The sequence below is a fragment of the Fibrobacter sp. UWH5 genome (assembly GCF_900142505.1).
Lineage (GTDB): Bacteria > Fibrobacterota > Fibrobacteria > Fibrobacterales > Fibrobacteraceae > Fibrobacter.
In genome coordinates this window covers 86,026-112,915 of sequence record NZ_FRBB01000009.1, presented here as the reverse complement: position 1 = coordinate 112,915, position 26,890 = coordinate 86,026, and the positions used below count along the sequence as shown (strand labels likewise).

The window sequence follows — 26,890 nt, the reverse complement described above, 5'->3', positions numbered from 1 at the left end:
CCGCAAGGAAATGGAGGAGCGTCGTAGACTGGACGCGATTTCTACCCGCAAGTACACCGAAGAGCTGATCAAACAGCAGGAAGAGGAAATCGCAGAACAAAAGCAGGCCATCGAAGCCAACAGGCAAGAACTAGCCGCGAACAAACAGGAGCTAGAAGCAGTGAAAGCCCAAGCCGACAAAAACGCCAAGGAACGAGACGCATACGCCGAGATTCTCAGGCAGCACGGCTTGCTATAATTTCAAATAAAAAAAGGCTGCGCTAAATTTCAGATTTAGCTTTACTTCAGCAGAATCTTCAGGAGAGATTCTGCCGTTTCATTTTCAACGAAACGGACGCCTGTCACGGGCCTATATTTAAAGGCCATGTACTTTGCAAGTTGCAGGGCAGCGAACTTGCGGTCCTGAGAATAGCAGACGGAAAGTTCATACGTTCCATCTTCTGCAGATGACAGGCAATCCATCTTTGAAGCCATTTCACAGATGGTCTCGTCAGGCAGTTCCAGCAGTTCCTTGATCTTATCGCCGTCTTCGGAATTCAATTTCAGCTCGACGCAATCAACATCTGATTTCGTCGTATTGGAGAAAATCGATTCCTTAAGGCCTAGTAAGGTTTTGTTGTTTGAAATTTGCATTAGCGAGACTTCTTGATTCTATAAAGTTTTTTGTCGGCACGATCAAATAGATCGGGAATGGTCTCGCCAGATTCCTTGACCGCATCATAGCCGATGCTTACGGACAGGGGACAAACAAAGTTAGCGGACTCCGCCGTCAGCGCATCCTTGATTTCCTGCACAAGGCCATCGCACTCCTGCTCGCCATTGTACTTGGCCACCACCACAAACTCGTCGCCGCCAAAACGGGAAATAAAATGCCCCTTCGGACCACAGACTTTCTTGAGGACATTGGAAACAATGAGCAAGGCCTCGTCACCCTTCATGTGGCCAAAGTCATCGTTGATATGCTTGAACTTGTCCATGTCCAGCACGAACAAGTAAGCCTTGCCTTCGACAGGCGGATTCTGGATAAGACGATCCAGATAAATGTTAAACTGGTTCCTGTTATTCAGCTTGGTCAAGGGATCCGCAGAAACCTGCCCACGCTGATCCGACAGATGGTTGGTCAACAAGGTCAGCGCCATGCCCATGGCAGAACTGGGAAGATCCGGAAAGAACACTTCCAACGTCATGCCCACAATGGTAAAAAAGCCGAAGGACGACAGGGAAAGATACATGGATCGGTCTACATAGAAGCGCTTATTGAATGCCCTGCTCAGGCAGCCAAACATGGGAACAAGCAGGTAAACGCCAAGAATAGCCACGTAAGGCAAGTACAAGGGACCGCGCATATAGCCATCGGCCGCATCCACATAAAAGACCCAGCCATTCCAAATAGAGAGAATGCTAGCCACCGCGAAGAACGCCACCGGCAAGGAAATCAAAATACGAATCCAGGTGCTAAGACTTGGCTTAATGAACACGCGTCTCACCATGTAGACAAGCCACATCCAGGGCAGCAAGGCCGTCACCGCAAAATAAAGTCCATTGAAAGCCCGGGTCAGAAAAATTCCATCAGCACCAAAGAAGCCTGGATAGGTCCCGATATAGAGAAGACAGGAAGTGATGGCCACCAGCACGCTACGTACAAACAGAGCCCGGACGCCGCTATGGCGGATAGGCACATAGGCACTTTGCAGCACCAGCAGCAAAATGAAAATACAGAAAAATAAGACTCTTACAGATTGAGGGGTCATTGACATTAATATAAATACAAACCGAAAGGGGCGGCCAATCTTTTTCAGCCGCCCCACACTCTAGGCCGCTTTAAACCGCAACGATCTACTTTACAAAGGGCCGCAGGAGGATTTCAGCCTCGTCGCCTTCCGCAAAACGGATGTCGCATGTGGGAACGTAATCGAAACTCACATACCGGCAAAGTTGCATGGCGGCAAACTTGCGATCCTGGGAGTAGCACATCGAAAGACAGAACATCCCGTTGTCGGCGGGAACGGGCCGCCCCACCTTGCCAAGGACTGCCTCCAGGGACTCCCAAGGCGTTTCCAGGAGCATGGCCACCTTCTTGCCGTTGGTAAAATCGTATTCCATATACGAGCCCTTCACGATGGAGTTGGTCAGGGTGTAAATGACGTTTTTCTTTAGGCCGAAGAAAGCCTTCTTGACCTGGATATGAGAATTCTTGAACAGGCCACAAGCCAGTTCCATGTTGTTTATAAATTCCATTTTCTTTCTCTTTTTTGAGTGGATAAAAGGGGGTTCGCTCGCTCGGGAAGGCAAGCGCGAAAACCGCGGTTAGTGACCGCGATGAACGTCTAATTTTTTTTGAGAAAGAAAGATTAACAGAGCATACGTTCTAAGGTGTACACAAAGTAATCCTTAGAAACGTTAGAGGTTCGGGTAGGAGGAATCCCCTGCTGCAAATGGATTGCATCCGACGTAACTGCACCATGCAGCAAATCGCTCCAGGGGCCTGCAATCTTGAGCAGGGCTCGTCTGCCAAGGCCACCCTGAAGTTTGCGGGAGCTTAGCCTCTTGAGAAGTTCGCCCCTGATCGAAGTGCGGGGAAGCAATCCTCGAGTGTCATCCTGTGCGTCAAGGATCGCAGCGGCTCCGTCTTGATGGACCATACCGGTTTGCAGTACTTCCTGTGACGTCCCCACATCTTTATCTGAAACATAGGCACCGACATTAACGCTCAGGAACAACGCAAAAATCGCGTTTACCAAAAGCATCAAGATATTTTGCCTAAGCCAGTTCATAACGAATAAACTACATAAAAATCGGGCCGGTCAGTTGTAATTTTTTAGAAAAAAGGCGATTTTTTTTGTCTACAGCCCTTTTTACAGAAGTAAACAGTTTTTGCTACCGCCACCCACCCGACCGCCCCCGGGCCGAAGTATATTTCTGTACATGGAAAACATGAAATTTGGGATTCTTGGGTGCGGCTATATCGCCGATTTGATGGCAAAGGCCGTAAAGACTTTAGAAAACAAGGGCATGGGCGTAGAACTTTACGCCGTAGCCGCCAGGGACAAGGAAAAGGCCCAGGCCTTCGCCTCCCAGCACGGGGCCCACAAATTTTATGGAAGCTATCAGGAACTGGTCAATGACAAGGATGTGGATTTGGTCTACATCGCCACGCCCCACTCCCACCATTATGAACAGGCCAAGCTGTGCATCAACGCCGGCAAGAACCTGCTGATAGAAAAGGCATTCTGTGCCAACGCCAAGCAGGCCACCGAAATCATCGCCCTGGCACGCGACAAGGGCGTTTTCCTTTGCGAAGCCATGTGGACCCGATTCCTGCCAGCCGTGCAGACAGTGCGTCAGTGGATTGCCGCAGGACGCATCGGTGAAGTGCAAAGCGTCGAGGCCGATTTCTCGCAGCCCCTAACTCATGTGGAACGCCTGGTGAACCCCGCCCTTGCAGGCGGCGCATTGCTGGACCTGGGTATTTACAGCCTGACCTTCGCCGACCTGTTCCTGGGCGGACCCATCGCTAATCTGGATGCCCGCTGTATCAAGACAGACACCGGTGTGGATGCCACCGACTGGATCAACATTACCTACAGAAGCGGCAAGAAGGCCTACCTGAAAACATCCATTACGGAACCGTGGCATAACGAAGGAACCATCTACGGAACCCAGGGCCGTATCCGCGTGGTGAACCTGAACAACATGGAAGAGTTGCAGGTTTATGACGCCACCGGTGCCTTGGTAGAAAGCGTGAAACCGAAATGCCTCTGCAATTGCTATGAATATGAAGTCCTCGCATGCAGCCAGATCCTTCGACGCGCTTCGCTTGCTCAGGATGACACAAACGCAGGTTTGCTTGTTCAGGACATCGAAGCGGGAGAATGCGCGGAAATGCCCCTGAACAAGACCATGGAAATGATGGAGCTGATGGATTCCCTGAGGGAACGATTCGGTGTCAGCTACCCCTTTGAAATTTCGCCGGGCGACACCTGGAACCGCAATGGCGACAAGTCCATACTGCAGGTATTCGACATTGAAACCAGCCGCATCACCTCGCTGAAAAGATTCGACTTTGTCATCGAGGCCCCCAACTGGAGTGCCGACGGAACTTACCTGACTTACAACAGCAACGGACGAATCTACAAGATGGACTTGATCCGCGATAGCGACGGCAACCTCGCCGCCGGCAAAATCGAAGAAGTTCCCAGCTACTACGTAAACAACTGCAACAACGATCATGTGCTGGATCCCGATGGTAGCGGCCTCTATGTCAGCCACCACACCAAGGAAGACGGACTTTCCCGTATCTACAAGATTTTCTTTGACGGACGTATGCCGCAGTTGGTGACTCCCCTGGCCCCCAGCTACCTCCACGGCATCACCCCCGACGGAAAGCACCTGGCCTACTGTGCCGAACGAAACGGCGAATACGACATTTACACCATTCCTGCCGAAGGCGGAAACGAAACCCAGCTCACAACCGCCCGAGGCCTTAACGACGGTCCCGAATACGATTGCAAGGGCGAATACATCTACTTCAATTCCGTGCGCACTGGCCGCATGCAAGCCTGGCGTATGAAGGTGGATGGCTCGGAACAGGAACAGCTAACTTTCGATGAACATCGGAATACATGGTTCCCCCACATCTCGCCAGATCTGCAGAAGATCGTCATGGTGGCCTACCACGAGACTGATGTTCGCCCCGGCGAACACGTGCCTAACAAGATGGTGGAACTGCGACTGATGAGCGCCAACAAATCCGAGAACGGAACCCTAGACACTCCCAAGACTATCCTGAAACTCTTTGGCGGGCAGGGAACCATCAACGTGAATTCCTGGGCTCCCGACAGCAAGCACTTCGCTTTCGTCGTTTACGAAAAAGGCCGCTAATTTTCTGGCTAGTGGTGACAATTCACCATTCAATTTCAGACTGATGGTTGACGAAGTTCTGCATTCAGAAACCGCTACGGCAATCAGATAGAGAATGTAAGGGACGCCGTCACGAACATTCCGTTTCCGAAGCGGGCAATGGCACGGCTGTCATCAGAGATAATGGACGGTCCGCCGGAAGTTCCTCCTGCGGAAGGATCTGAAATTTCTCCGCCTTCTACTGAGTTCATGCCATCTGCGGTCTTCTGCACGTCAATGTAGAGGGGCACAATCTGACGAGCGTGTAGCGAAAGAGCCAGACGCCACCATTTAAGATTCAGGCCCAATCCGACAAAAGTTCCAAAACAGCTGGCCTCGCGACCGAACGCCGTTTCTTTGGAGGCTGTAGCAAAAAGTACCGTCGTCTCTTCAACTTGCTTGCCATCGATAGAACCGTCGGCGTAAAAGAAATCCGCCGAAACGACAGGCTCCAGCGCAAGGCTGCGGGTACCTCCTGCGGAACCGAGCCCGAAAGGTTTGCGGTAAGCGGCACCCACCATGACGGCAGAGATTTCCATGTCAGCGGTTTCTCTGAAATTCTTCTGCAAGAAGCTGAACGAAAGCACCTGCAGTACGGAATTGGGCAGGGCGCGGTTAGGGGCCAGAGATTCGTAGAAGCGGCTGCCCGAGTTGGTCAGATGTAATTCCATGCGGGCAGCAGCGGCGGAAACATTTACGGGGCCTATGTCAATCCCGAAATCAATCAGATGGAATGAACCCGAGAATGGCAAATACAGGAACCTTTTGCGATTACCGTCCTGGGAGCGAATTCCCTGCATGAACAAATCTGCGGAGACGTAAGTGTAGTTCAACTCCGCACCGAGCCGATCGAGGCCGAACCCAGCGCCCAGAATCCAGACGCCAAGGGAATCCCTGATGTAGTATTCTTCGTCGCGGTTCACCGGACTGCTGCTGACGTTCCCCAGGGAACCTCTCAGACGATATCCGCCGAATTCGACTTCGGCCCATGCGTCCTTCTGCAACAGGGACGATTCCCAGCCCGCATCAATTACAGGCAGTCCCGTCCCCTCTTCCGGGGTCCAGACCATACGGCCCACCCCAAGGGAAATCCCCTTGAAACTGGCTCCCAGCAGCACATGGTCGAACTCGCTCTGGAACCCGGCCATAAAGTTTGCGGTATTCCACCTGACATCCAAATCCCAACCTTCTATCCACTGAAATTCCAGCTGAAGATAGTCAATGCCGCCAAAAAAGGTATGGGATCCAACATGTACCGAATCCCGGTTAGACAAAAAAAGCCCGCTGCAGGCAATTTCTGCACTGCAGGCGAGGCTTACGGCCATTAGGCAAATGGCGAGAATCTTACTCACGATTAATAGTCGTAATCGTAGTCGTAACCGTAGGATTCATCATAGCCGCTCTGATAATAGTCATAGTAGTAATCATCATCGTCGTAATCATCGTCTTCCATGAATGCTCCGACCCAGTCCCACAATTCATCCGTGGTCATCTTGGGGAACACACCGCCAAAAGTTACATCGGGGAAGATGATTACCTGCTTCAGTTCTTCTACGGAGTCGAAATTGTCCAGTTCAATCACAGAAGCAGTCTTGTTTCCCTTGGCATCGGTAAAGTAGAACATATTGGGCCGCGTACTTCCACGAGTCTTCAAGAACTTGACCACGCCGTCTTCCACCTTGCAGAATTCCGGACTGATGGTATATGCGTACTTTTTCAGGATCAGGCTGTCCTTCATCTCGTAGTAAGAGGGCACGTAGTAATCCATCAGGCTGAGGGTTACGTCGCAGCCGTTTGCCACCACATCATAGGCGGCATCAGCATAGGTGTAAGACCCTAAATAGCCATAGACCATAACCATAAGGCCATCGGCAGCTTCATCGTCAAAGTAATATTTCTTGTCCACAATATAAGCGGAACGATTATCGATCGGGCCAGAAGTAGAGGCAACATTGTTTTCAGCCATAAATTCCAATTCAGAGGCACCAAAGGAATTTCCATCCAAGCCTTCTTCCCAGAAGCTGCCAGGAAGATCCTTGTACCAGTCAGCCGGATCCACAATCTTGTAGTAAGGCAGATACTTCTTGAAGTTGGTAATCTTGAAGAACTTGCCCAGGTTCACGACAATGCTGCGTTCGCCCAGTTTGAATTCCATGTCGCCATGGAGAGCTTTCTTGAAGAAGTTTAAGGAATCAATAACCATCTGCAAGTCAGACACGCTGACATCGGCATCTTCGTCATTGCCCACCACATAGACATCATTCATCTGGGTGGCAAGACCGTTGGCGGCTTCGTTAATGCCATACTGCAAGCCAAGCTGCACATAGGTAATGGCGCTATCCAGCATATTGGGGATCGCTCCATAAGCTTCGGCCCAGTTATCCTTGATGGTTCCAAAGCTGTTGTCTGCATCCATAAGGCTCAGCAACTTCTTGACACCGGGATTGGTCTTGTAGTTGGAGATGTCCATGGAATCCAGGGTCTCAATCCAACGGAAGGATCCGTTTTCGGTAATGTCCACATTGACACTGGCCACGCCAACCAACAAGGCTCGCATCAAGTAGAGGGCGCCGAGGGCCGGGGCGAATTCACCATTGTCAAGTTCCACGGGGCGGCTGCCACCGTTATACTGAATCGTCACGTTACCATTGCGAACCACGTTGGTCAGGTAGGTAATGGCGGTATCCGTTACAGGCAGCAGGTTTTCGCCGATGGCATCCTGCACGCGCACGATTACGGACTTGCCAGAGGCTTCCTTAGCCAGGGCGCGGGAACCCACCACCACCTGAGCAGTCTGTTCACTAGAAATCTTGTAGAGGCTATAATTGTCGCCAGTCTCGATGGTACCATTGCCCCTCAAGGTATCGATCAAGGCCTTCAAGCCATCGTTATTGACAATGTTGGCGATAGAGGCAAGGGCGTAACCCACCTGGGCTTCACAGTTTGCAGGATTGCCTGCAAGAATGTTGCCGTAGGAACTCTTGACAGAGGCACCCTTCTGCTGGGCCCCCTGCAAATCACCATCGCTCAGAGCCTTGAAATATTCAACCAGGCCTTCCTTGTTTTGTTCCAGTGCATAGACCGAACCCGCATCAATGTCAGAGTTACAGCTAGCAACATCAAAGCTCTGCACGTCGCTAGAGCCAGCGGCAACTGCGTCGGAACTGGAATCGGAATCAGAGCATCCTGTAAAAACACCAGCCAAACCAAACATGGCAAGGCCGCATGCAGCAATCGCTGCAGACTTCACAAACTTCATGGGAAATCCTCCTATTTAACGACTACCCAAAAGATATCGAACAGGAATATAGCACATTTGTAAGCAAAAAAATCGTTCAACCCGAAAGTCGAACGATTTTTCTTTTTTAGCTAAGGAGTAAAGCCAAATTACCAGGATTCATGGAGGTTATAACCGAGAAGCACGCGGCCACCGTCGTTGCGGTAACGCTTAATGACGATCTGGATGTCATCGGAAGACTTAGCCTCGAAGTCAACCATTTCATAGCCATTCATGCTAGATTCGCTTTTATATTCCACACGATTACCCATTTCATCCTTGGTAATGACCTTGAGGTCAATATCCTGATGAACAGTGTTCCTGCTGATCATGTTATCACCGCGCATGAGCCAGGCGATAGCAATACGATAACGTCTGCCCTTAGTGATACCAGATTCGGTAAATTCGATAGTGTTGGAGTTGCTGAAGTGGCTGGAGTTCTTACCCATCCAGTAACGGGAACGGTTGTTGGTAATCATTTCATCGAACTGGGGGAGACCCATGCCAATGTCACCAGCATGGTCGGAAACACGACAATCCTTTTCGTAGGCATACTTAATTATATCAGCGTCGGAAGCGTCAGTGGCAGTAGTCAGCAACAGAGCCTTAACCACTTCCGGATGCCACCTATAGAAGGAATTCAAGGAAATCAAGTCAGAAACCAGGCCTGCGGTATAAGCAGCAGCAACTTCAGATCCATAAGCAGTCGGAACATACGGATCACCAACGCTAAGATTAGTATTGCCCGAATAAATATCATAGGTCTTGTCTTGATCTATGTACAAATATCCGTAACCAGAAATTTCAGGCTTGATAAAATTGGTACCCGAAGCAGAGAACGTCGGATTGGAAATCGATGGGTAAAACACCTTTTTTTGCATAGGTTTGATTGCACCAACCGTAATCGCATTCAAGGCGGCAGCATTATTATTTGCCATTTCCATCGGAGCAACGCCTACCACACGGTTGTAGTAGATGTAGTCATCCAGAATAGCGGACTCTTCACCATAGATATTAAGATTTCCAGTGTTATTCTTATAAGCAGATGCATTCATAAGACCAACAGCAAGATTCTTGTTTTCTGGATTTTCGGGAAGAACTGCAAATCTCTTCTGATCTTCGTAGCAACCTTCATCATAAACGTAGACAAGTGCTTCGGGAGCGACATGAGAAACCGTTCCGGCACGACGAGTGGTCCTAATCCTAGTTTCAGCATCGTGAGAAGAGGATTTAGAGCAAGTATAACCATTCATCTTATTCTGAAGACCGCTATAAGTATTGCCCTTGTCAAAAGCAAAAACATTTGCATTATAACCATAGGCGGCATTATTGTGAGCGTATAGTCCGACACCGGTATTTGCGTGAGCATGTTCAATATTAAGGTAATAACCATAATGGTAACCATAATACTCGCTGCCGTACGGAGCAGTATTAGAGGCACGAACACTATAGGTCGGAGCAGGAGGATACAGGGTAAAGGAGCTAGGAATAGCAACCTTGGGAGCCACGTAATTACGATAGTAAGAACGGTAACGCTGTTCGATGGAATTTACGTCAGATTCGTAAGACTTCTTGCTCACGGCATTACCCTTATCGTACAGGTAATACTGTTCGCTATAACCCGGACGAGCAAGCATACCCTTAGAAACAAATGCGCCATAGACGGTTTCGATATTGTCGCTATCATCGTTGAACGGATTGTCCTTGTACACATCCTTCATGGAAGAGTATACTTTGCTTGTAGAAGTTGCTGCCAGGGGTTCGGCAGTCTTCTGAACGGTAGCGTTCTTGAGAAGGACGGGCTGCTTCTGATCTGCGCCAATGGCACGACCGAGAACATCTCGCTTAAGGGTGACTGTATTTTCTGCAGAAGCGTAGGCACTAGCGGCAACTACACCTACAGCCAGAACGGCAGTAAGTTTTTTCATTGTTTTCCTCTTTGTAACCCTACGCATTGTGAAAATGTGAACAAAATTTAGATAGAGATTCTTTTATTCAAAGGCCTACAAGAATAAAATATTGTCTCAGGAAAAATCGCATGATAAAAATCACGTAAAAACGCACATCACTCACGTTTTTTCAATTTTCGAACAAAAAAAATAAAATGCAAGACCAAGAAACTCAAGGACGTAATAAGCAACACTGAATAGTCACTAGTCAAGTTCAGACGAAAAGGAAGAATTTCAAAGAAAAACTACTTATAACGCAACAGAACCAAAACACCTTCGTACCCAAAACAGGCCATACCAAAATAGTAGATGAACAGCACAGGCATTTTAAAGTTAAACAGCATCTCGGCGCCTTTTCTCTGTTACACTTTCATAACAGTTATCGGATCTTGATGCTGACTTGTCAAATACTTTTATGCAAAAGTTCTATTCAGGTAACGAACGACAGACTTTAGAAGTCTCAATTACACGTCAAATACAGCAGCGGTCTCTGCCGCCTCGTTTTCGGCGCAGGCGAGCCAATAATCGAACTGTCCATCCACAAATTTCTGTAGAGGTTCTTCAGCAGATCTGGCAGCGTGTTCATATAACTTGTGGAACGTAAAATCCTGCTTTTTCGGAGTCTTGGACTTCAATTCCACACCCTTGGTAAAACTGAGCAACTTCTTGGTAGAAAGTTTGACCTGCACATAGGCATGCAATTTTTGAGAAAGCAAATTGCAGGTCCTGTACAAATCATCATCGGTATATTGTTCATCTCTGGGGAAGAACTTTACAGAAAATGCAGTAAGCAGGTGACTATAGTCCCTCTTTTCTAAAACAAGTCTGCCGCTCACATTTCCGCAGTCAAACAAAAAAGAAACGTACCTGTCAAAGCGTTCTTTTTTTACAAAAGGTTTGAGGAACGGAGCATCATCTTCAGTCAATGGCAGCGGGCGCAAAATACCCCTGTCGTTCATAGGAACAATATTCTTCTCAATGTAATAAGGGTCCTCAACAGCCAGGATCCCGGTCTTTACCATATCACTCATAAGACACAAACCAGATGATCCAAATATAGAATGAAAAAAGCCTCCCCGTAAAAGGGAGGCCATGCAAATGTCGTACCGATGCGCGGGCGTCGGCGGATCTACACTTACTTGATTACCTTGAAGGTCTTGTTACCGACCATCACCAGGAAAGCCCCCTTGTTGCTCATGGGGATTTCATGGGAAGCGGAGCTGACCTTGGACTTCATCATGACTCGGCCGTTCATGTCGGTCACGGAGAAGTTGGTGCCTGCGGCAACGTTTTCGATAACGACGGCGCTATTGGTAGACCATACGCGGGCGGCGTTCATAGCCTTGACAGAAGTAATCGCAATGGCAGCGTCGACGACAGGAGCGCTCTGCTTGCCGGTAATGGTGACTTCGTAAAGCTTGCAGCCTTCAAATGCGTTGATGGTGGTTTCCTTGTCATAGGTAACGCCATTGTATTCGGTACCTTCAACAGTCTTCTTTTCCACGGTGGGCTTGGGCTTCCAAATCTTGAAAGTGCCAGACAGGTGGAGCATGGAGAGGTAGTGAACCAGACCATCGTAGTAGCGGTACTGACCGGTCATCAAGCTTGCGTTCCAAGCCTTTTCCAGGTTGGTCTTGATAGCCTTTTCGTAAGACGGATTGTTGGCCAATGCCATGGCGGCAACAGCGTTGGCACCGGTTTCGCCCAGGGTGTAGGATTCAGAGGGATTGGAACCATCCCAGTTGAAACGGGCGTGCTGGTAACCGTCCTTTTCGAAGAAATCGATAATGCGCTTTGCCATTTCTTCTTCGCGCTTTGCGTCGGAACCGAACAGGTAGTAGTCCATACCGAAGTTCATAGCGCAACGCATGGCGTCGTACATATACCTGGTAGCGTCGTTATTGAAGCTAACGGCGTGGGGAGTACCATCGAAGTTATTGTAGTCAGAGAACAAGCCGGAGGAGGTGTTGGAGGACTTGTAAAGGTGATCGCGGGTTGCCTTAGTAGCGGCAGTCCATTTGTCAGTATGAGTCTTGGACCAGCGTGCGAAAAGGTCTACGTAGGCCGGCAGGTCGTAAGACGGGTCGGACCAGGTATTGTTACCGTTAGTGGGCTGGAAGGTAATGATATAGGAAGAGGTGTTGAACAGCTGATGGTTATAGTTGCTCCACATCTTGTCCAAGATGTACTGGGCGTCGTCCATGTACTGGCTATCGCCCCAGCGGTTTGCAGCGAAGAGCAAGGACATCATGAAGTACATTTCGCCATCGGGTGCGCAGTTGTCGTCGCCGCCCTGGCCGTTGTCGCCACGCTTCCATGCAAAGTAGCCATCCCAGTCGCCAGACTTGTGCCACATGTGATTCTTGGCCCAGTTCCAGAGCTTGTCGAATTCTTCCTTGTGGTTGGTCTGAACGGCGATCATCATACCGTAGGACATGCCTTCGGAACGGACGTCGTTATTGTTGATATCCTTGATGTAGGCTTCGTTGCCGTTATCGTAGTAGACCTTGGAGTTGTTGTCGCCCTTGAAGTAATGGTTCCAAAGCTGATCCATCTTTTCCTGGATTTCAGCATCGGTCTTGCCCAAGAAAGTCTTGAAGGGGCTGGTGTAGTCGCCGGTGTAGTATGCGCCAGAATAGTTGGTCTGGTCGCAGTCGGGACCGAAGTAGCCACCGTTTTCATCGAAGAAAGACGGAGCAGTGTAAATCGTTTCTGCTGCAAAGGCTGCAGAGGCACCCAGCAACAGGCCAAGAGAGAGAGAGGTCAATTTCTTTTTCATGCCCTTAATGATAACCCCAAAAAAAGGACGTGTTTAGGGTTTTAGCGAAAAAAGGATTGTAAAGTTTTACAACACCCCTAGACGAAAATCACCCCTCGAACAGGCGGCAGGCGCGACTCTCATCCGGCTTTTCGAATACAAAGGTTAGATGTACCGACCCGCAACTATTCCCAAAATCCTCAAGGTCGTTCATCCACATGGTCCTATAACCGGGGATCCTGATCTCGACCCAGGTGGAGTTGCACTCTTCTCCCGAGACTTCGGGAATCTTGATGACCTTGCCCCACTTTTTCTTTTCGATGTAATTCACGATGCTGACGTAATCCCTAGAAGATACTGCCGCAGACAGGTAGATTCCGTATACAAGGTGAAAAGTTCCCGACCAGGAGATCCCCCAGGGGACTTCTTCCACCACCTTGTGCAATACCTTGGTCATGGATTTTCCGTCGAAGCGGATGTAAAGCGAGCCTATGCGACCAAGGCCTCCAAGCCCCGAAACGATACTGCTCGAAGGCACCTCGGACACACCGTCGGTTTCCCAGTCCACGAAGGTGCCGGGCTCCGCCAAAAAGCGTTCGTCGTGTACGGTGCAGCGGCAACTTTTAGGGAGGGCGATTTCCTTGAGCAAGTCGGAGAATTCCACCCCGCGTACGGTTTCAGCCCCCTCCGCCCAGACCCATGCGGCACAGAGCATCACAACACAGAACAACCTCATAATCACCCCTAAATCAATCCTTCTGCAAACTCATGGTAATCCACCTGATAATCCCCAGAGAAATCTGTATACAGGAAGGGATCGGCGCACACCTTCGTAAAGGCGTAATTCAGCAGTGCATTCTCTAGAAGTGTTGCTTTCGGTACAGAGGGAGCCAGATCCTCTTCAAGAAATTTCAACATCTGGGAAACCCGTTTGCGCAATGTTTCTAGACCTTCGTGCAAGTAATCCCGATCATTTAAATCAGGATTATTTTCTAAGGAAATTTCAACATAGCCATGGGTTGTGGCAAAGCGCATTTCGGATCCATAGCATTCTCCCGAATCAAAAGCTTTCTGGCACTGAGCTAGCGCTCCATCAAGGGACTTGACATACCTGCACATATCGCCCAATGTCTGGTCACTCTTTACCCGCTGTTTTACCTCATAGTAATTTTTGTTCTGTAGCCAACCCACAGTCTGGCGTCTTTTCAGGCCTTCAAAAACATCCCTTTGATCCGTGGTGGATTTGCCGTACTTAAAGTACTGTGCGTAATTGTAGAGTACCTCCATGGAACCAAAACACCTTCTACCATACATCAGAAAGAACTTGCGACGAAGTATCGCTTCATCGGTAGACTTAGTGATGATGTAATAACCGGATTTGGTACAAATACATTCAATCCCATCCGGATTTACAATCACCTCGTACAGCACCCGCGGAGACGATCCCGCCTCGAACAATTCATTGGAACTAATCTTAAGGCCGCGATCCAGTTCATCGGAGTTCAATCTGGAAACAGCCTGATTTAGCGAAACCGAGGAATCAAAAGTCACGGTCACCACGCGGCCGCTAAACACCCACTTTACGCTGGAAGAATCCACTTTCAGCGAAACCTTGATGTTCCCTGCCACAGTCTTGGGAATCGGCAAGGTACAACCCTCGCCAAAAATCGATTGCACCATCTGGGCCACAATTTCTTCGCGAGCCAGCGATTCAGGCAGTTCCACCATGAGTTTGTTGTCCACAACCAGCAAGGATTCCCCTTCTAGAAGACGACGGAAACGGAAGCCCTCAGGCGTCTTGGCCCGATTCATCCAGTAACGCACATTTCGAGTGGGCATGTTGAAACTGATCCGTCTCCTTTTAATTTCCCCCTTAAAGTCAGACGAATTCAACCTGATATAATCATTAATGTGAAAAAGATCCCGCATACACCATTATATCGTGTACACGGGACCATTTTGTCAAATTCAGCCAAGGATGGATTGCGGCCTAAAAGGCCTTTCTACCCACGGTAGGAGCGTAACGGTAGCCAAAAAATATGCTGTTGTCGGAAGTAAGGTTCTGGGCAGTGTCTTCAAGCATACCTCCACTAACACCCACATAGAATTCATGGTTCCTTGCAAACCTGAAACCCAATTCAAACATGCCCACCGCAGGGACTGACTCTAGATCCAACATGCCTCCATATTCCATACTTACATTAAAGCTTAAGCCGGCCCTCGCAAAGAATTTAAAACCTGCCCAACCCACGCCCAGCACACAGAAGGCATCAATGTTTATCAGTTGCACATCATCACTATAGCTAACATAGTCGCTATAATAATAGTAGTCGCCATAATAGGAGCTGTTGCTATTGTAGATATCGTATTGAATATTCTGCGTTTCAAAAGACATGCCTAATCCGAGGCCAAAAACAAAGCGGCGGCTGGTGGCCAGGTCATATTCAAAACCTAAGCCAAATTTAAAATCCGTGTCAGAACGCTCCTCTCCGTTGCTTGTATAAAGCAATCCACCAAAAGAAACGTTAAAGAACAACTTGGTTTCACGACCGATTGTATCCTTGGGCATACCCGATCCATCAAAGGTCGAAGCCTTTACCGGTGCGTCCAGGTGAGAAGCCTGGTAGTCTTCTTTTCCGTAAACAGACGAGTATTTTGAGGGTTTGTACACATAGCGGTTCTTCTGGCCCGGTTTAAGGTCAGTAACCATGGTCTCCTTGCGTACGCCCATCTGGATCTTGGCGCAAACGGGAACCTGCCCCGTATAAGGAGTTACACCCACTTGAACCCCATTCACGTACACAGGCTCCGGATCATCCCAATTTCCATTTTCAGCAGACTCGATAGTAATACCAGCCATGGCCACATCTAGAGCCTTGCTAAACTTCAGCTTACTTCCGTTAGACACGTTCACCGTAGATTCACGCGTTTCGTAACAGCGATGAGAAACTGCAATCTTGTAATTGCCGGGAGCCAATCTAAACTTGGAGCCGCTCTGAGTCTTGCCATTTACAGTCACCCGTAAATGGCCTGCAGCCTCGTAATTATCCGTAAACACAGGAGCCACCGTAATCGTGCCGAAGTTAGCCTCCATAGAAGCCCACAATTTCTGATTATCCTGCCTTACATCGACGACCGTATCCAGATCCTTATAATTTTCACTAACAAAAAGGAATCGATGACGTCCGGGAGTCAAATACACGTTACAGGGAGTATTCTTACAGGACCCCTGAGGCTTTCCATCTACACTGAGCAAGGCACCAACCGGATCCGTTTGCACATCCACCACATAGCTACGAAAATCGTCGGCTTTGGAAGCCGGCACACCTGCGGGTCCGCCCTTCACCAGTTCAAAAAGTTCTGGGGCCTTTTCTTCGATATCTTCGATGAGGCCCTCCGCATCGGGCTTACGGGCGGTAAAGCTCCCCACCAGTTTATTGGATGCGGTTTCGTAGAGTTCCACAGTCAAGGTCAACTGCTGACCGAACATTCCGATACGCCCCTGGGCAATAAAGTCAGCGGCAATATTTCGGCCAGTTTCAGCCAGGCACGAACCTTCACATTCCTCAATCGTCTTACCCGGAGGCAGCATGGCGTTGATGTTCTCGCGAGTCATGATGGTGTAATCCATATAGGCAGGCAAGGTACGACTGGCAATTTCGCGGAGCTTATCGGTCAGGTACATTCTTTCGGACAGGCCAAGAGCACCCGTACTAGACATTGTCTCCAGAACAGCCACATAGGTTGCAAAGGAATTTACCACCAGGCAAAGCAAAAAGAGAACAGTAAACTTTATACGAGCACTCATAATAATACGCAATAACGATGATTGCAAAAAAAAATAAAAACTTTTTATTCAATCAGACCGTTAGCGTATATTACAACCTCTTCGATGTCGGAATCCGTATACAACAAGGGATCTAGCGATACCACATCTGTGATTTTTTTCGCAAGTTCCTTGCGGGAGCGAACAAGATCCCAATTATCCAAAAGAGATTGCAAAATATGGATCCAGGAATCCACTGTTTCAAAGAACGTCTCATAATCCCCAGGAGAACTCAAAACACCGGGGCTATGCCATCCCCGATAATCAATTTTCAGGTGGCAATTTTTAGGCGCACCGGCCTGCATGATCTTAAGCAAGGGCGAAAGCAGATTCCACTCATTTATTGTCCCAAAATCACAAAAACATCTCAGCATATTTTCAAGACACCATACGTCACCAAAGTACTGCTTGTACTTGAAATCCCTATATTCCTCTAGGGTCGGAACGGTCATCAGGAAACAGTCACTCACACAAAGTTCAAGAGGATGTTCAAACAGGTCGCGAAAAAACTGAAAAAAATCCGCCCTCGAAAAGTCCATATATACCCCGCCTTTATATCGACTTAAATCATTGGAAAGTTCGGTTCCACCTACCAGGTAACCACGACTTTCAACAGAGCAGACGAATTCAACAAAGGTAATATTACCGTCGGAATCGTAATCCCACTCAAAATAATTGACAAAGTCACCCCAAAAGTCATTTTCATCTGCAGGCTTTCCTTCATATGGATCACAGGAATAGAAACAGACATCAGACACTTGTACCGTATCTAAATCATGTTCAACTTTTATGCGGGAATCTCCAGTATCTGCATAGTAGTGTTCCACAAAATGACGGGCCATTTTTAGCAGGCCCCGCGGAGAGGTGTCGTTACAAGTCGCTACAAACTTGAGTCTAAACCGACTGGTCGACTTGATTTCCTGACCACACAGGAAACTATAGGTCCTAGGGTACAAGATTTTTGCCATAGGGCAATTAGGCAGGTACGCAGCCGTCTCCATCAAGCGATGGAAAATACCATAGGCAGAAAAGGTTTCTGAATCACCCAAAGTATAACCGTCAATTCGCCCCGCCTTATGTTCCGCCCAATAATCAGAAGACTGGATTCTCGGAGATAAAAAGGAATCGTTAAATTCTAGAAACGAGATGCGTTCATATTCCGGAAAATCTCGTACAAACCGCTGACCTCGTTCATGGGGGGCAACGACCTTGAGAAGGTCCCCATAGCTTGCAGTTCGCTTGCGCTTCCACTTTTCCGAAAAGCGATACTCCATAAAGCCATTCCAATCGCCCTTGATTTCTTGTTGAATATTGTACAGGTGCGCCATACCTAGACGAAAATCAACCAGTTGACTTACGAGGCGTTCAATGTTTCGCTTCGTATGATGTCCTACAACCTCGCTGTAGAAACCGACGCTCATTATGTCTTCTCCAGGTAGACAGCCTTGTACGATACCCACGCCCCTCAAAAGTCTCCAGACGCCATAGAGATTCTTTGACCCGAACTTAAACCGACGAAAGCTTTCAGACATACACGCACCTCAAAAGCATTATCGTTTTGAGTGTGAGCGGCGTCAAGTAAACCTTTCATTTTTTACAGCTACTGTTCCACTTGAGAATAGGGCTTTGGGACTTTTCCATTATAAAGGGCTTTATGTCAGCATATATTACATAGCATACTTTTGACAGGGAGCCTTTCATGATTTTCCCAATTTTAACATCACGAAAAGTGCTGATGGCAGCATTGCCTTCGGCCATGCTCCTTGCAGCCTGTTCTAACGAAGACTTGATCAACGCAGAACAGGCAGTTAACGCCAACGGCGAGATTACGGCAAACGTTACGGCATCGGGCACAGTCTCCGGCTCGACCGCAACCAATGTCCAGAGCGTTCCCACCTGTTCCATGGTTAGTGTGTCTAGCGGCATCCATGTCATTTGCAATGGAACCCTAGTCGGAGTGTTGACTAACAGCCAGGTGAATACGTCTGGAACAAATACCGGCAATCAGGAGTTGGCGGGCTGCGACCTGATGGAGCTCGAGAGCAACCTCGGCTACACAGTGACTTGCGGCAACAAGTCCGGAGTAATCCTGAACGGGAAGGATGGTAAAGATGGGGCGGACGGCAAAGCCGGTAAGGACGGCACCTCCTGCCAGACCACTCCTATTCCCGATGGCTCCGGCATCTACGTCATTTGCGACACCTCCGTGGTGGCGGTCTACAATGGTCGCGACGGCCTTGATGGCGCAAATGGCGTAGATGGTAAGGATGGCGTCGACGGTAAAGACGGCCGTGACGGTGTTGACGGCAAGGATGGCGTTGACGGTAAAGACGGTCTGAACGGCCGCGACGGCGTAGATGGCAAGGATGGCGTTGACGGTAAAGACGGTAAGGATGGCAGGGATGGCCAAGATGGAGTCAACGGAACGGATGGCGTTGGGTGTCGCATCCTGAATTCCTCGGACTCCACCCTTACCGTTGTTTGCGGTACCGATACCAGCACGATCAAAGCCACCATCTATAACAACTACACCAACGGAACCCAGACCAGCATCACCTACGAACCGGTCATCGTATATGTTTCCTCCAGTTCCAAGGCTCCCACCAGTAGCGCTGCCCAAGTGACGGTGAACCCCCAGCCCGCCTACAGCTACAGCGTGGAACCGGGAGTCGTAAGCGGATACTGCGGAGCATACTATCCTGGATGCGTTGGTTGTATGACAACTATATACCATGGAGATTCCGTCAAGTTCCAGTTCGACGCCAACGAAACTTCCTCTATCGTAGACATTCTCAATTCCGTTTACGAATGGAAGTTCCCCGGTGCCACCATGGCCTCTTATGATGCTACCGGCAACGACGGTATTGTAACCGCCAACGTGTTCTACGACACCATCGGAACGTTCTACTCCAAGCTTTCCATCAACGGAAATGGTTACGAAAGATGCGGCGGTTATGTAGAGGTAAAGGCATCCCAGATCAGAAACTGTGCCTGTACCGAAGATACCGAAAACACCACCGATACCCATCGCGCCTGGAAACTGAGCGGTTGCCAGTCCTACGCCCCCATTACCAGCTATACCTGGGATGGTGTGGAATCCACCTCTGCCGACGGCATGAGTGCCCTGGCCCCCTACGAATACGAAGGTCAGACGAGGGTGACCCTGAAGAACTCCGACAATACGGTAAAGGAAGTGGCTTGCGGCTATATTCTGGACAACATGACCGGATATACCTTCACCCGCCCCGGCACTTACTACCTGACCTACATGTGCAACAAGGTTGGTCGTTCCTTTGTAACATTCAGGGCCCAGAACGAAGAAAGCGAAGGCATGTGGGTCACGAGCAAGACATCCGCAGAAGTGAACTACAGCACGATTTCCAACACCCTTTACGGAAACGTAAACTACAGCAGATTCTTCAACGCAAGTTCCAACGAGAACGCATCCGGCTCCGCAATCGCCTTCATCTTGAAATCCGGTTCTTTCAGAGTCCACTGCGATTACTAATACAAAACAAGTCTACTCCTCCAAATCAAAGTCCGCTCGCTGCATTTCAAATCCGGCGAGCGGATTTTTTCTATCCTTGTGATATGAGCATCAACGACGCCACAGCCCTCATCAAGAAACTTTCGCCCCTTATGGACGAATCTTCCGAAGTATTTCGGGAGCTGGCCTTCTTTTTCGGAGGCAGCGCCAAGGTGATGGTAAATCAGGCGGACCTGACAAAATTCCTGGGCCGCAAAAGGCTATACCGCGTGATCCGTCTGAAGGGCGAATCCTACAAGGATTGCGTTTACCAGCTGGTAGATGACTACCCCGAATCCATGGAAGCACTGGGCATGCTCAGGTACTACAAGGCCCCCGCAGGCAAAATCCAATGGCAAGAAATCGAGAACGCCGAAATTGCCATGGGCAAGGAACTGACCATGAATGCCTACGGTTGGGCCCCCGATGCATGGACTGCCTTTGAATCCGGCGCCATCAAAAACGACAGCGAAGAAAGCCCCCTCCACGAGATGGTGGCCATTCTGGCCTTCGATTTTTAACGGATTTTTTCTCCCCCCCGCCTTTTAAAGGTGTTTTATAGTGTTCTAAAACACTCTTATCATTTATTTTACCGTTAGACGTTCAAAATGTGCGTTCACATAGTTATTATTCTCTAGTGAATTAACTCGGAGGATTCAATGGCCGACGCCGTCGCAATTTGGAATGGATTTTTGCAGAAAACAGCAAGTCTCCCTGGAATCAGGGTCGACAGGAACGAGTACCTGACCAAGGAACTCAGGCTTTACTGCACCCAGGAACAGCTGGACATGATCCCTTCGAAACGTCCTTACGCCATTGTCAACGAAGACGTGATCGATCGCGTTGCAACGGCATGCATCCGTAACCACACCATCGCCGTCACATCCGCCTCGGCTGTTGCAGGAATCCCCGGCGGCATCGCCATGCTGGGCACTATTCCCGCCGACCTTTCACAGTACTATTTTCATGTGCTGGTACTCTCGCAGAAGTTGGCCTACCTGTATGGATTCCCCAATATGGTTGACAACGACAGCGGCGAACTTTCTGACGTGGCCCTCGACATGATGACCATTTTCGTGGGAACGGTCATGGGCGCAGGGTCGGCATCCCAGGCCATCCACTCCCTGGCGCAAAAGCTGGCCAAGCAGGCCCTGGAACAGCTCCCCAAGAAGGCGCTGACCAAGACTGCCATTTTCCAGATGGCAAAACCCATTGCAAAGATGCTGGGAATTAAGCTAACCAAGAAGGGATTCGCCCAGGCCGTCAGCAAGGCAATTCCCTTTATCGGGGCTCTTGCATCGGGCGGCATTACCGTAGCCACATTCCTCCCTGGAGCCAAGAGGCTGCAGAAAGAACTGATGGCCCAGCGCGGCCTCTTCGCCAACGAAGAGATCAACCTGACCAGCTACGAAAAGGCAACCGAAACTACTGCGGAATAAATTCGAAGAGAACTATGCCAGGAAGCTTTCCGCGGCGACTTTCAAGATAATCTGTAAGGGGAACTTCCACCACCTGCTTCTGCAAGGAAGAGGCGTGGCGCAGCTGCGGCAACTGACCGGGACGCAACACAACGAATCCGGTGTGAGTCACGTCGATCTTTTCGGACTTGGCCACAAAGGCAATTCCAACCACAGTAAAGGGACCCTCGTAGGCACGAGACATCAGAACCATAGCCTTGTCATAAGGCAGGTAACGAAGGTCTGTGGGTTCGTCGTCCCTCTTACGGGTAATGCCCTTCGCCTTAAAGAATTCCTTTTTGGGCATGGTGCGCTGAATAATGGTATCGCCAGGCAGAGGCAGAACCCTGGCATACTTGCTGCCATTCACCCAATCAACAATCATGTAATGTTTGCGATGAGCGAAATCAATAATGCCCTTGTAGTAGCGAATACGCTGAAGGGTATTGAAAATTGAATCTTCATCCGCGGCCCTTGCCATAGCCAAGGCATGTTCCAGATAAGTTACACAGTTCACGGAATCCATGTTCACCAAGGGTTTATTCTCGATGGTATCCAGATAGCTTTCACCCATAGCGGCCAGCAAGTAGGGCTTACCGATCATAGCCTTGGAGAAGTAATCCAGACGTTCATGGAAAGGTTTGATGTGTCTGGCAGACAACCACAAAGATTTCATTTCCATGAGGGAGGCGTAACTGTCGTTGGTCTGCATGACAATGCGGGTCCACAGAGTATCCAACACATCTTTCAATTTGGCATCGGGGTTCTTACCGGTATCATTCAGGTACATGGCCAGGGCCAGAGTATCGCCATCCATGGGGAACACATAACCCACCAAGGCATGGGCTTCACCAATGAATCCTGTCTTGAAGCGGGTAAGCCAAGGATAGGGATTTTCCAGCTGACGCTTGCTACCTGTACCAGCGCCAGGGCCAGCAAAACTGTTGATATAATAACTGCCCTTGGGATGACGAGCCATCTTTGTCAGCAACAAAGTTTCTGTAGAGGGCAGCAATTTGTTCTTGGGAGAAAGTCCGCAACCGTCCCACACTTCAAAGTGGGTAGAGTCTATTCCCATTTCGGCAAGGAACTTGCGTTCCATAGCCTTGCCGCCTTCGACGCTTCCTTCCCCAGCCATCTGTGCGCCAAGATTGCGGAACAAGGCTTCGGCGTGGAAGTTCTGGCTGCGCTGATTGATTTCGTCAAGGATACTCAACAGTGGAGCGGCGCTAAAGGTGAATTTCTTGATTTCGATACCGGGAGTAACCGTGCTATCGGGAACGTAGCTGAGGCCCTTTTCCTTGAAGGCGTGCATCAGGGCTGCCCTAAAATAAGCCACCGGATTTCGCACAGGAAGAACCAGCTGATTGGAATCAATGCTAGTGCCAATGGTACCGCCAAGGACTATCTCGGGTTTTACCGGATCCAGAGCCCATGTCCATCTCTTGGAACGCCCCTTAACCGTCTGCAGTTCATTCTTGAGAACCACATAACCTACATCGGGAACGATTTCGGCAATAGCACGATCACCAGGTTTTGCACCGGGCTTAAAGCGGATCATGGTGCAGTTGTCATTAAAGTTCAGGGGAGCGATTTCTGCACCGTACCAGGCATCATAAAAATTCTTGCGCCAATGCTCAGCCTTCCAGGGGCCAGTGTAATAACTGGTATCCAAATTCAAGTTTCCGCGGATAGTATCAATCCCAAGGCTCTTGATAGAATCAGCCATGGCATACAGGGCGTCAAAGGGATCCGCATAATAGCGTCCCGAAAAATTTGGATCCCCTTCTCCACGAACATTTACGGTTCCTACAAAAACCGGCTTCAGGTCATAGCCATCCATACCCTTGTTCTTCTGGATACTGCCCAACAGAGAAATCTCGGTCTTGGGTTCATAATCCAGAGGCAGAAAATGCAGGGCCGTAGCCGTAGTCAAAGTCTTTAATGTACTTGCCGGAGTAAACTTTTCGGAGCCGCGAATCTGACCCAGTTCCACACCGGATTTCACAGAACGGATCGAAAGACCGAAACGGGAACCCGGCACAACAGAATCCACATAAGACTGGAAAGGGGCCAGGTCAAAACCGGCAAGGGCGTTTACACAAAGGAACATCGAGAGCGCCGTCATCTTGCGGGCCATCGAAAAATTCTTAAGGCTAGAGAAAAGCTTCATATTCAGGAAACCGTACAGGCATCAACGCTTGCGGCGCAAGACAACAACAATAACGACAACAACAAGGACAAGAGCCGCGGCAGCAACTAACACGACAAACAGGGGACGTTCTGTTTCCTGAAGTTCTTCGCGGATTTCATTTTCATGTTCTTCTACAGGTTGCATCAACGCCAGGCGGATACAAGCCCATAAGGAATCTCGGTCTAGGCCGCTTTCGTGGCGGAGCAGGCTATCAATCTGTTCGTGTGCGGCAAGAACCACTCGAGGAATTTCATCGGACTCATCACTGCTGGTGTCTGCCAGGGACTTGGCAATGCGGCCCACCATATTGTTCATGACCACTTCAACTTCACGCCATTCAGGAATGTTAATGAAGCTGCGGCCATCCTTTTCGAGACCATTAATCAACTGGTAATAGCGGGAGTCCTGAGCCCACAGGTGGATCAGGCTGCGGTCTGCCGGCAAGAAACCGATCTGACGGGAATACTGGTCCACGTTGTCGGCGCGGAGCAGGAACAGGAACAAATCCGCAGCCTCCTTCTGACGTTGGGCTGACCTGTAAGACAGAAGCTTCGGGAGAGCCAGATGACTTCCGCCCACGAAGGTAAAGCGACCGGCAGGTCCCTTAGGAGAAGGGATGACAGCAATGCCATCTTTAGCCAGGGGACTTTCCATAAGGCCACCCACATCACTACCGAATTCCATCTTGCGGATGATTTCGGAGGTCCCGTGAATCATGAGCATTTCGGAACGGACAAAGCGGTCGGCAATCTGACTGGAATTTTCGCGAAGACCGTTAGGAGAAATTTCCCGGTCGCGGACAAACTTGAGATAATGACGCAAACCTACCAGGGAAGCAGAATCCACCAGGGCGCTGCGATAGCCAGAGAATCTAGAGGAATCGTTCTCGTGGACCTCGCATTCCACCACCAGGTCACCACCAAAACTCCACAGGATCGGAGCCATCTGCTGTTGAGCCGTCCAGTCTTCGCGTACACCAAATTCAAAAGCTGTCACAGGACGACCGTAACCATTCTTAAGCTGAGCCTTGGCCACGGAACGCAATGTTCCATAGAATTCAGGGAAGTTCTCTACATCTTCATCGTTAAAGCCCATAGAAAGCCACAGACGTTCATTCACGAACAAGCCGCGCACATCCAGGAACCATGGCAGGGCGTAAGTTTCCTTGCCACGTCCAACGTGAGTCGCCTTCATAGCCTCGCTATAGAAGCGTGTGGAGTCCACAACATCCAGAAGGGAATCAATGGAGGAAATCATACCAGCATCGGCAAAGTAGGGAACCCAGCTGGAGCCCAACTGCACAACGTCAGGGACTTCGGCACCAGAAGCTTCCACCTCAGAAGAGTCCATAGCAAACACGCGCTGCAATTCGTCAAAAGCCTCGCCCCAATTCAGGAAGCGAACCTTTACAGGCTTCTTTGTCTGCTGGGAATACTTACGGGTAATCTTCTGCAGGGCAAACCCTGAATTGACACCGTCGTCCATAACCCACAGAGACAGAGTATCCTTGGCAGGCACCGCATGCAGCTCGGGATCGGCAAAAGCCGCTACCGAGAAAACAACCAGCAGAAATAATCCAAAGATCTTATTCACTTTTTCTAATCCAAACACACCGAATTACTTAGCCAACTTCTTGAAATCCTCGAAGTACTTAGGATAAGTCTTGTTCACGCAGGCCGGGTCCATAATCTTCACCGGCACACCACCCAGGGCCACCAGGCTAAAGCACATGGCCATACGGTGGTCGTTGTAAGTTTCGATAGCTACGTTCTCGTTGAGCTTGGCCGGCGGGGTCACGGTAATGGAATCGTTGGTTTCTACCACCTGGGCGCCAACCTTGCGAAGTTCGGCAGCCATGGCGGCGATACGGTCGGTTTCCTTGACACGCCAGCTGGCAATACCGCTAATGGTCATGGGGCCGTCGGCAAACAGGGCCAGCACGGCAACGGTCATGGCGGCATCGGGAATGTCGTTCAGGTTCATATCGCAGGCATGCAACGGAGCGCCTTCGCATTCCACCCAGTCGGGGCCCATGGTAATCTTAGCACCCATCTTCTTGAGCACTTCCACAAAGGCCACGTCACCCTGGCGGCATTCGCTGCCCACGCCCAGAACGCGGCACTTGCCCTTGGCGATAGCGGCGGCGGCAAGCGGGTAGCTGGCAGAACTGGCATCGCCTTCCACCATGTAGTCACCGGGGCTTACATAAACGCCCTTGGGAACGTAAAAATCAGTCAGGCCATCGTGACGCACTTCGATGCCGAAATGCTTCATCACATCCAGAGTCAACAGGATGTAGGGGGCAGAAATCAGCTGACCTTCTACATGAATGTGGAGTTCGGAACCTTCTTCGCCAATGGCGTAGGGGGCGCAAATCAGAAGGGCGGTCAAATACTGGCTAGAAATATTGCCGCGAACACTTACGGAACCGCTCTTCAGGCCGTTGGAGCGGATGCATACCGGCGGGAATCCAACCGTTTCCATATAGGTGATGTCGGCGCCAAGGCTGCCCAGGGCATCCACCAGGTCGCGGATGGGGCGTTCCTTCATGCGCTGCTCACCACTCAGGTGGAATTCGCCCTTGCCCAAGGTAAGGGCCGCACAGAGGGAGCGCATGGCGGTACCGGCATTACCCAAATAAAGGTCTGCCACATAATCGCCATCTACATTTTCGGGGGCATCCATAGGACCACCGTTGCCCACCACAGTGGCTTCGGTATAGTCGTCGGACATTTCGATCTTGATGCCAAGTTCCTTGAGGGCCTCGCCCATGTAGCGGGTATCATCGCTGCGCAAAAGGTTATGCAGCTTTGTGGTTCCGCGGGCCAATGCCGAAATAAGGAAAACACGGTTTGTAATACTCTTGGATCCGGGGACTCGAACTTCACCATTGTAAGAACTGAGTGCCGGCAACTGTAACGAACTGGGACGAGAAAATGCTTCTACCATGGGCACAAATTTATAAATTGTGAAGGAATTTTTCTGTGATGTTGCAAGCATTTAA

20 protein-coding genes and 2 pseudogenes are annotated in these 26,890 nt (G+C 49.7%); 6 read left to right on the top strand and 16 right to left on the bottom strand.

From position 1 onward, the window contains the following. A pseudogene (locus BUB38_RS16355) lies at positions 1 to 238 on the top strand (hypothetical protein); the annotation flags it as partial. Between the two features lie 41 nt (positions 239 to 279). On the opposite strand, the gene BUB38_RS09320 reads toward BUB38_RS16355, so the two are convergent. The 4 genes from BUB38_RS09320 to BUB38_RS09305 form a co-directional block, all read right to left on the bottom strand. Next, the gene (locus BUB38_RS09320; protein ID WP_073159856.1) at positions 280 to 633 is read right to left on the bottom strand and encodes a hypothetical protein; all 354 of its coding nucleotides are present in this window, start codon (positions 631 to 633) and stop codon (positions 280 to 282) included. Continuing rightward, positions 633 to 1,697 (bottom strand): GGDEF domain-containing protein, encoded by a 1,065-nt coding sequence (locus BUB38_RS09315; protein ID WP_254794923.1) that lies wholly within the window; start codon positions 1,695 to 1,697, stop codon positions 633 to 635. Before BUB38_RS09315 ends, BUB38_RS09320 begins: the two co-directional genes overlap by 1 nt. Before the next feature lie 139 nt (positions 1,698 to 1,836). Continuing rightward, positions 1,837 to 2,238: a hypothetical protein gene (locus BUB38_RS09310; protein ID WP_073159852.1), complete on the bottom strand. Its 402-nt coding sequence runs from the start codon at positions 2,236 to 2,238 to the stop codon at positions 1,837 to 1,839. 113 nt (positions 2,239 to 2,351) lie between these two features. After that, positions 2,352 to 2,774 carry a hypothetical protein gene (locus BUB38_RS09305; protein WP_139258380.1) on the bottom strand — a complete coding sequence of 141 codons (423 nt, stop codon included), beginning with the start codon at positions 2,772 to 2,774 and terminating at the stop codon, positions 2,352 to 2,354. A gap of 151 nt (positions 2,775 to 2,925) precedes the next feature. On the opposite strand from BUB38_RS09305, the pseudogene BUB38_RS17010 reads away from it, so the two are divergent. Further along, positions 2,926 to 3,663: pseudogene (locus tag BUB38_RS17010) on the top strand (Gfo/Idh/MocA family protein); the annotation flags it as partial. Positions 3,664 to 3,963: 300 nt separating this feature from the next. Further along, on the top strand, positions 3,964 to 4,881 hold the full coding sequence (locus BUB38_RS17005) for a TolB family protein (RefSeq protein ID WP_371328337.1): 918 nt from the start codon (positions 3,964 to 3,966) through the stop codon (positions 4,879 to 4,881). Positions 4,882 to 4,964: 83 nt separating this feature from the next. On the opposite strand, the gene BUB38_RS09295 is transcribed toward BUB38_RS17005, so the two are convergent. The 9 genes from BUB38_RS09295 to BUB38_RS09255 form a co-directional block, all read right to left on the bottom strand. Continuing rightward, entirely contained in the window at positions 4,965 to 6,251 is a 1,287-nt protein-coding gene (locus BUB38_RS09295; RefSeq protein WP_139258377.1) for a hypothetical protein, read from the bottom strand. Positions 6,252 to 6,253: 2 nt separating this feature from the next. Continuing rightward, positions 6,254 to 8,158 carry a hypothetical protein gene (locus tag BUB38_RS09290; RefSeq protein WP_073159844.1) on the bottom strand — a complete coding sequence of 635 codons (1,905 nt, stop codon included), beginning with the start codon at positions 8,156 to 8,158 and terminating at the stop codon, positions 6,254 to 6,256. Positions 8,159 to 8,286: 128 nt separating this feature from the next. Next, the gene (locus BUB38_RS09285) at positions 8,287 to 10,104 is read right to left on the bottom strand and encodes a S8/S53 family peptidase (protein ID WP_073159842.1); all 1,818 of its coding nucleotides are present in this window, start codon (positions 10,102 to 10,104) and stop codon (positions 8,287 to 8,289) included. Positions 10,105 to 10,589: 485 nt separating this feature from the next. Further along, positions 10,590 to 11,156, bottom strand: coding sequence for a hypothetical protein (locus tag BUB38_RS09280; protein ID WP_139258374.1), 567 nt, complete (start codon positions 11,154 to 11,156; stop codon positions 10,590 to 10,592). A gap of 104 nt (positions 11,157 to 11,260) precedes the next feature. Next, positions 11,261 to 12,904, bottom strand: a complete 1,644-nt coding sequence (locus tag BUB38_RS09275) for a glycosyl hydrolase family 8 (protein ID WP_073159838.1) — start codon at positions 12,902 to 12,904, stop codon at positions 11,261 to 11,263. Between the two features lie 88 nt (positions 12,905 to 12,992). Further along, positions 12,993 to 13,619, bottom strand: coding sequence for a hypothetical protein (locus BUB38_RS09270; RefSeq protein ID WP_139258372.1), 627 nt, complete (start codon positions 13,617 to 13,619; stop codon positions 12,993 to 12,995). Between the two features lie 8 nt (positions 13,620 to 13,627). Further along, entirely contained in the window at positions 13,628 to 14,722 is a 1,095-nt protein-coding gene (locus tag BUB38_RS09265) for a hypothetical protein (protein WP_073159834.1), read from the bottom strand. A 151-nt stretch (positions 14,723 to 14,873) separates the two neighbouring features. After that, complete coding sequence (locus BUB38_RS09260; protein WP_139258370.1) at positions 14,874 to 16,691, bottom strand: PEGA domain-containing protein; 1,818 nt, start codon at positions 16,689 to 16,691, stop codon at positions 14,874 to 14,876. Positions 16,692 to 16,735: 44 nt separating this feature from the next. Further along, positions 16,736 to 18,169, bottom strand: coding sequence for a hypothetical protein (locus BUB38_RS09255; protein ID WP_175547667.1), 1,434 nt, complete (start codon positions 18,167 to 18,169; stop codon positions 16,736 to 16,738). A 239-nt stretch (positions 18,170 to 18,408) separates the two neighbouring features. On the opposite strand from BUB38_RS09255, the gene BUB38_RS09250 reads away from it, so the two are divergent. The 3 genes from BUB38_RS09250 (at position 18,409) to BUB38_RS09240 (ending at position 21,674) form a co-directional block, all read left to right on the top strand. After that, positions 18,409 to 20,217 (top strand): collagen-like domain-containing protein, encoded by a 1,809-nt coding sequence (locus BUB38_RS09250; RefSeq protein ID WP_217650874.1) that lies wholly within the window; start codon positions 18,409 to 18,411, stop codon positions 20,215 to 20,217. Between the two features lie 83 nt (positions 20,218 to 20,300). Continuing rightward, positions 20,301 to 20,756: a hypothetical protein gene (locus tag BUB38_RS09245; protein WP_073159826.1), complete on the top strand. Its 456-nt coding sequence runs from the start codon at positions 20,301 to 20,303 to the stop codon at positions 20,754 to 20,756. Between the two features lie 138 nt (positions 20,757 to 20,894). Next, positions 20,895 to 21,674 carry a hypothetical protein gene (locus tag BUB38_RS09240; RefSeq protein ID WP_073159824.1) on the top strand — a complete coding sequence of 260 codons (780 nt, stop codon included), beginning with the start codon at positions 20,895 to 20,897 and terminating at the stop codon, positions 21,672 to 21,674. Here BUB38_RS09240 and dacB read toward each other — a convergent pair. Genes dacB through aroA form a run of 3 tightly spaced genes read right to left on the bottom strand, consistent with a single transcriptional unit; the run spans position 21,661 to position 26,835 of the window. Further along, positions 21,661 to 23,865, bottom strand: coding sequence for a D-alanyl-D-alanine carboxypeptidase/D-alanyl-D-alanine endopeptidase (gene dacB, locus BUB38_RS09235; protein ID WP_083542055.1), 2,205 nt, complete (start codon positions 23,863 to 23,865; stop codon positions 21,661 to 21,663). The two genes, BUB38_RS09240 and dacB, sit on opposite strands and share 14 nt — an antisense overlap. 21 nt (positions 23,866 to 23,886) lie before the next feature. Further along, a complete protein-coding gene (locus BUB38_RS09230; protein ID WP_073159820.1) occupies positions 23,887 to 25,479 on the bottom strand; it encodes an extracellular solute-binding protein in 1,593 nt (530 codons plus the stop codon). Between the two features lie 24 nt (positions 25,480 to 25,503). After that, positions 25,504 to 26,835, bottom strand: coding sequence for a 3-phosphoshikimate 1-carboxyvinyltransferase (gene aroA, locus BUB38_RS09225; protein ID WP_073159818.1), 1,332 nt, complete (start codon positions 26,833 to 26,835; stop codon positions 25,504 to 25,506). Between the last annotated feature and the right edge of the window lie 55 nt (positions 26,836 to 26,890).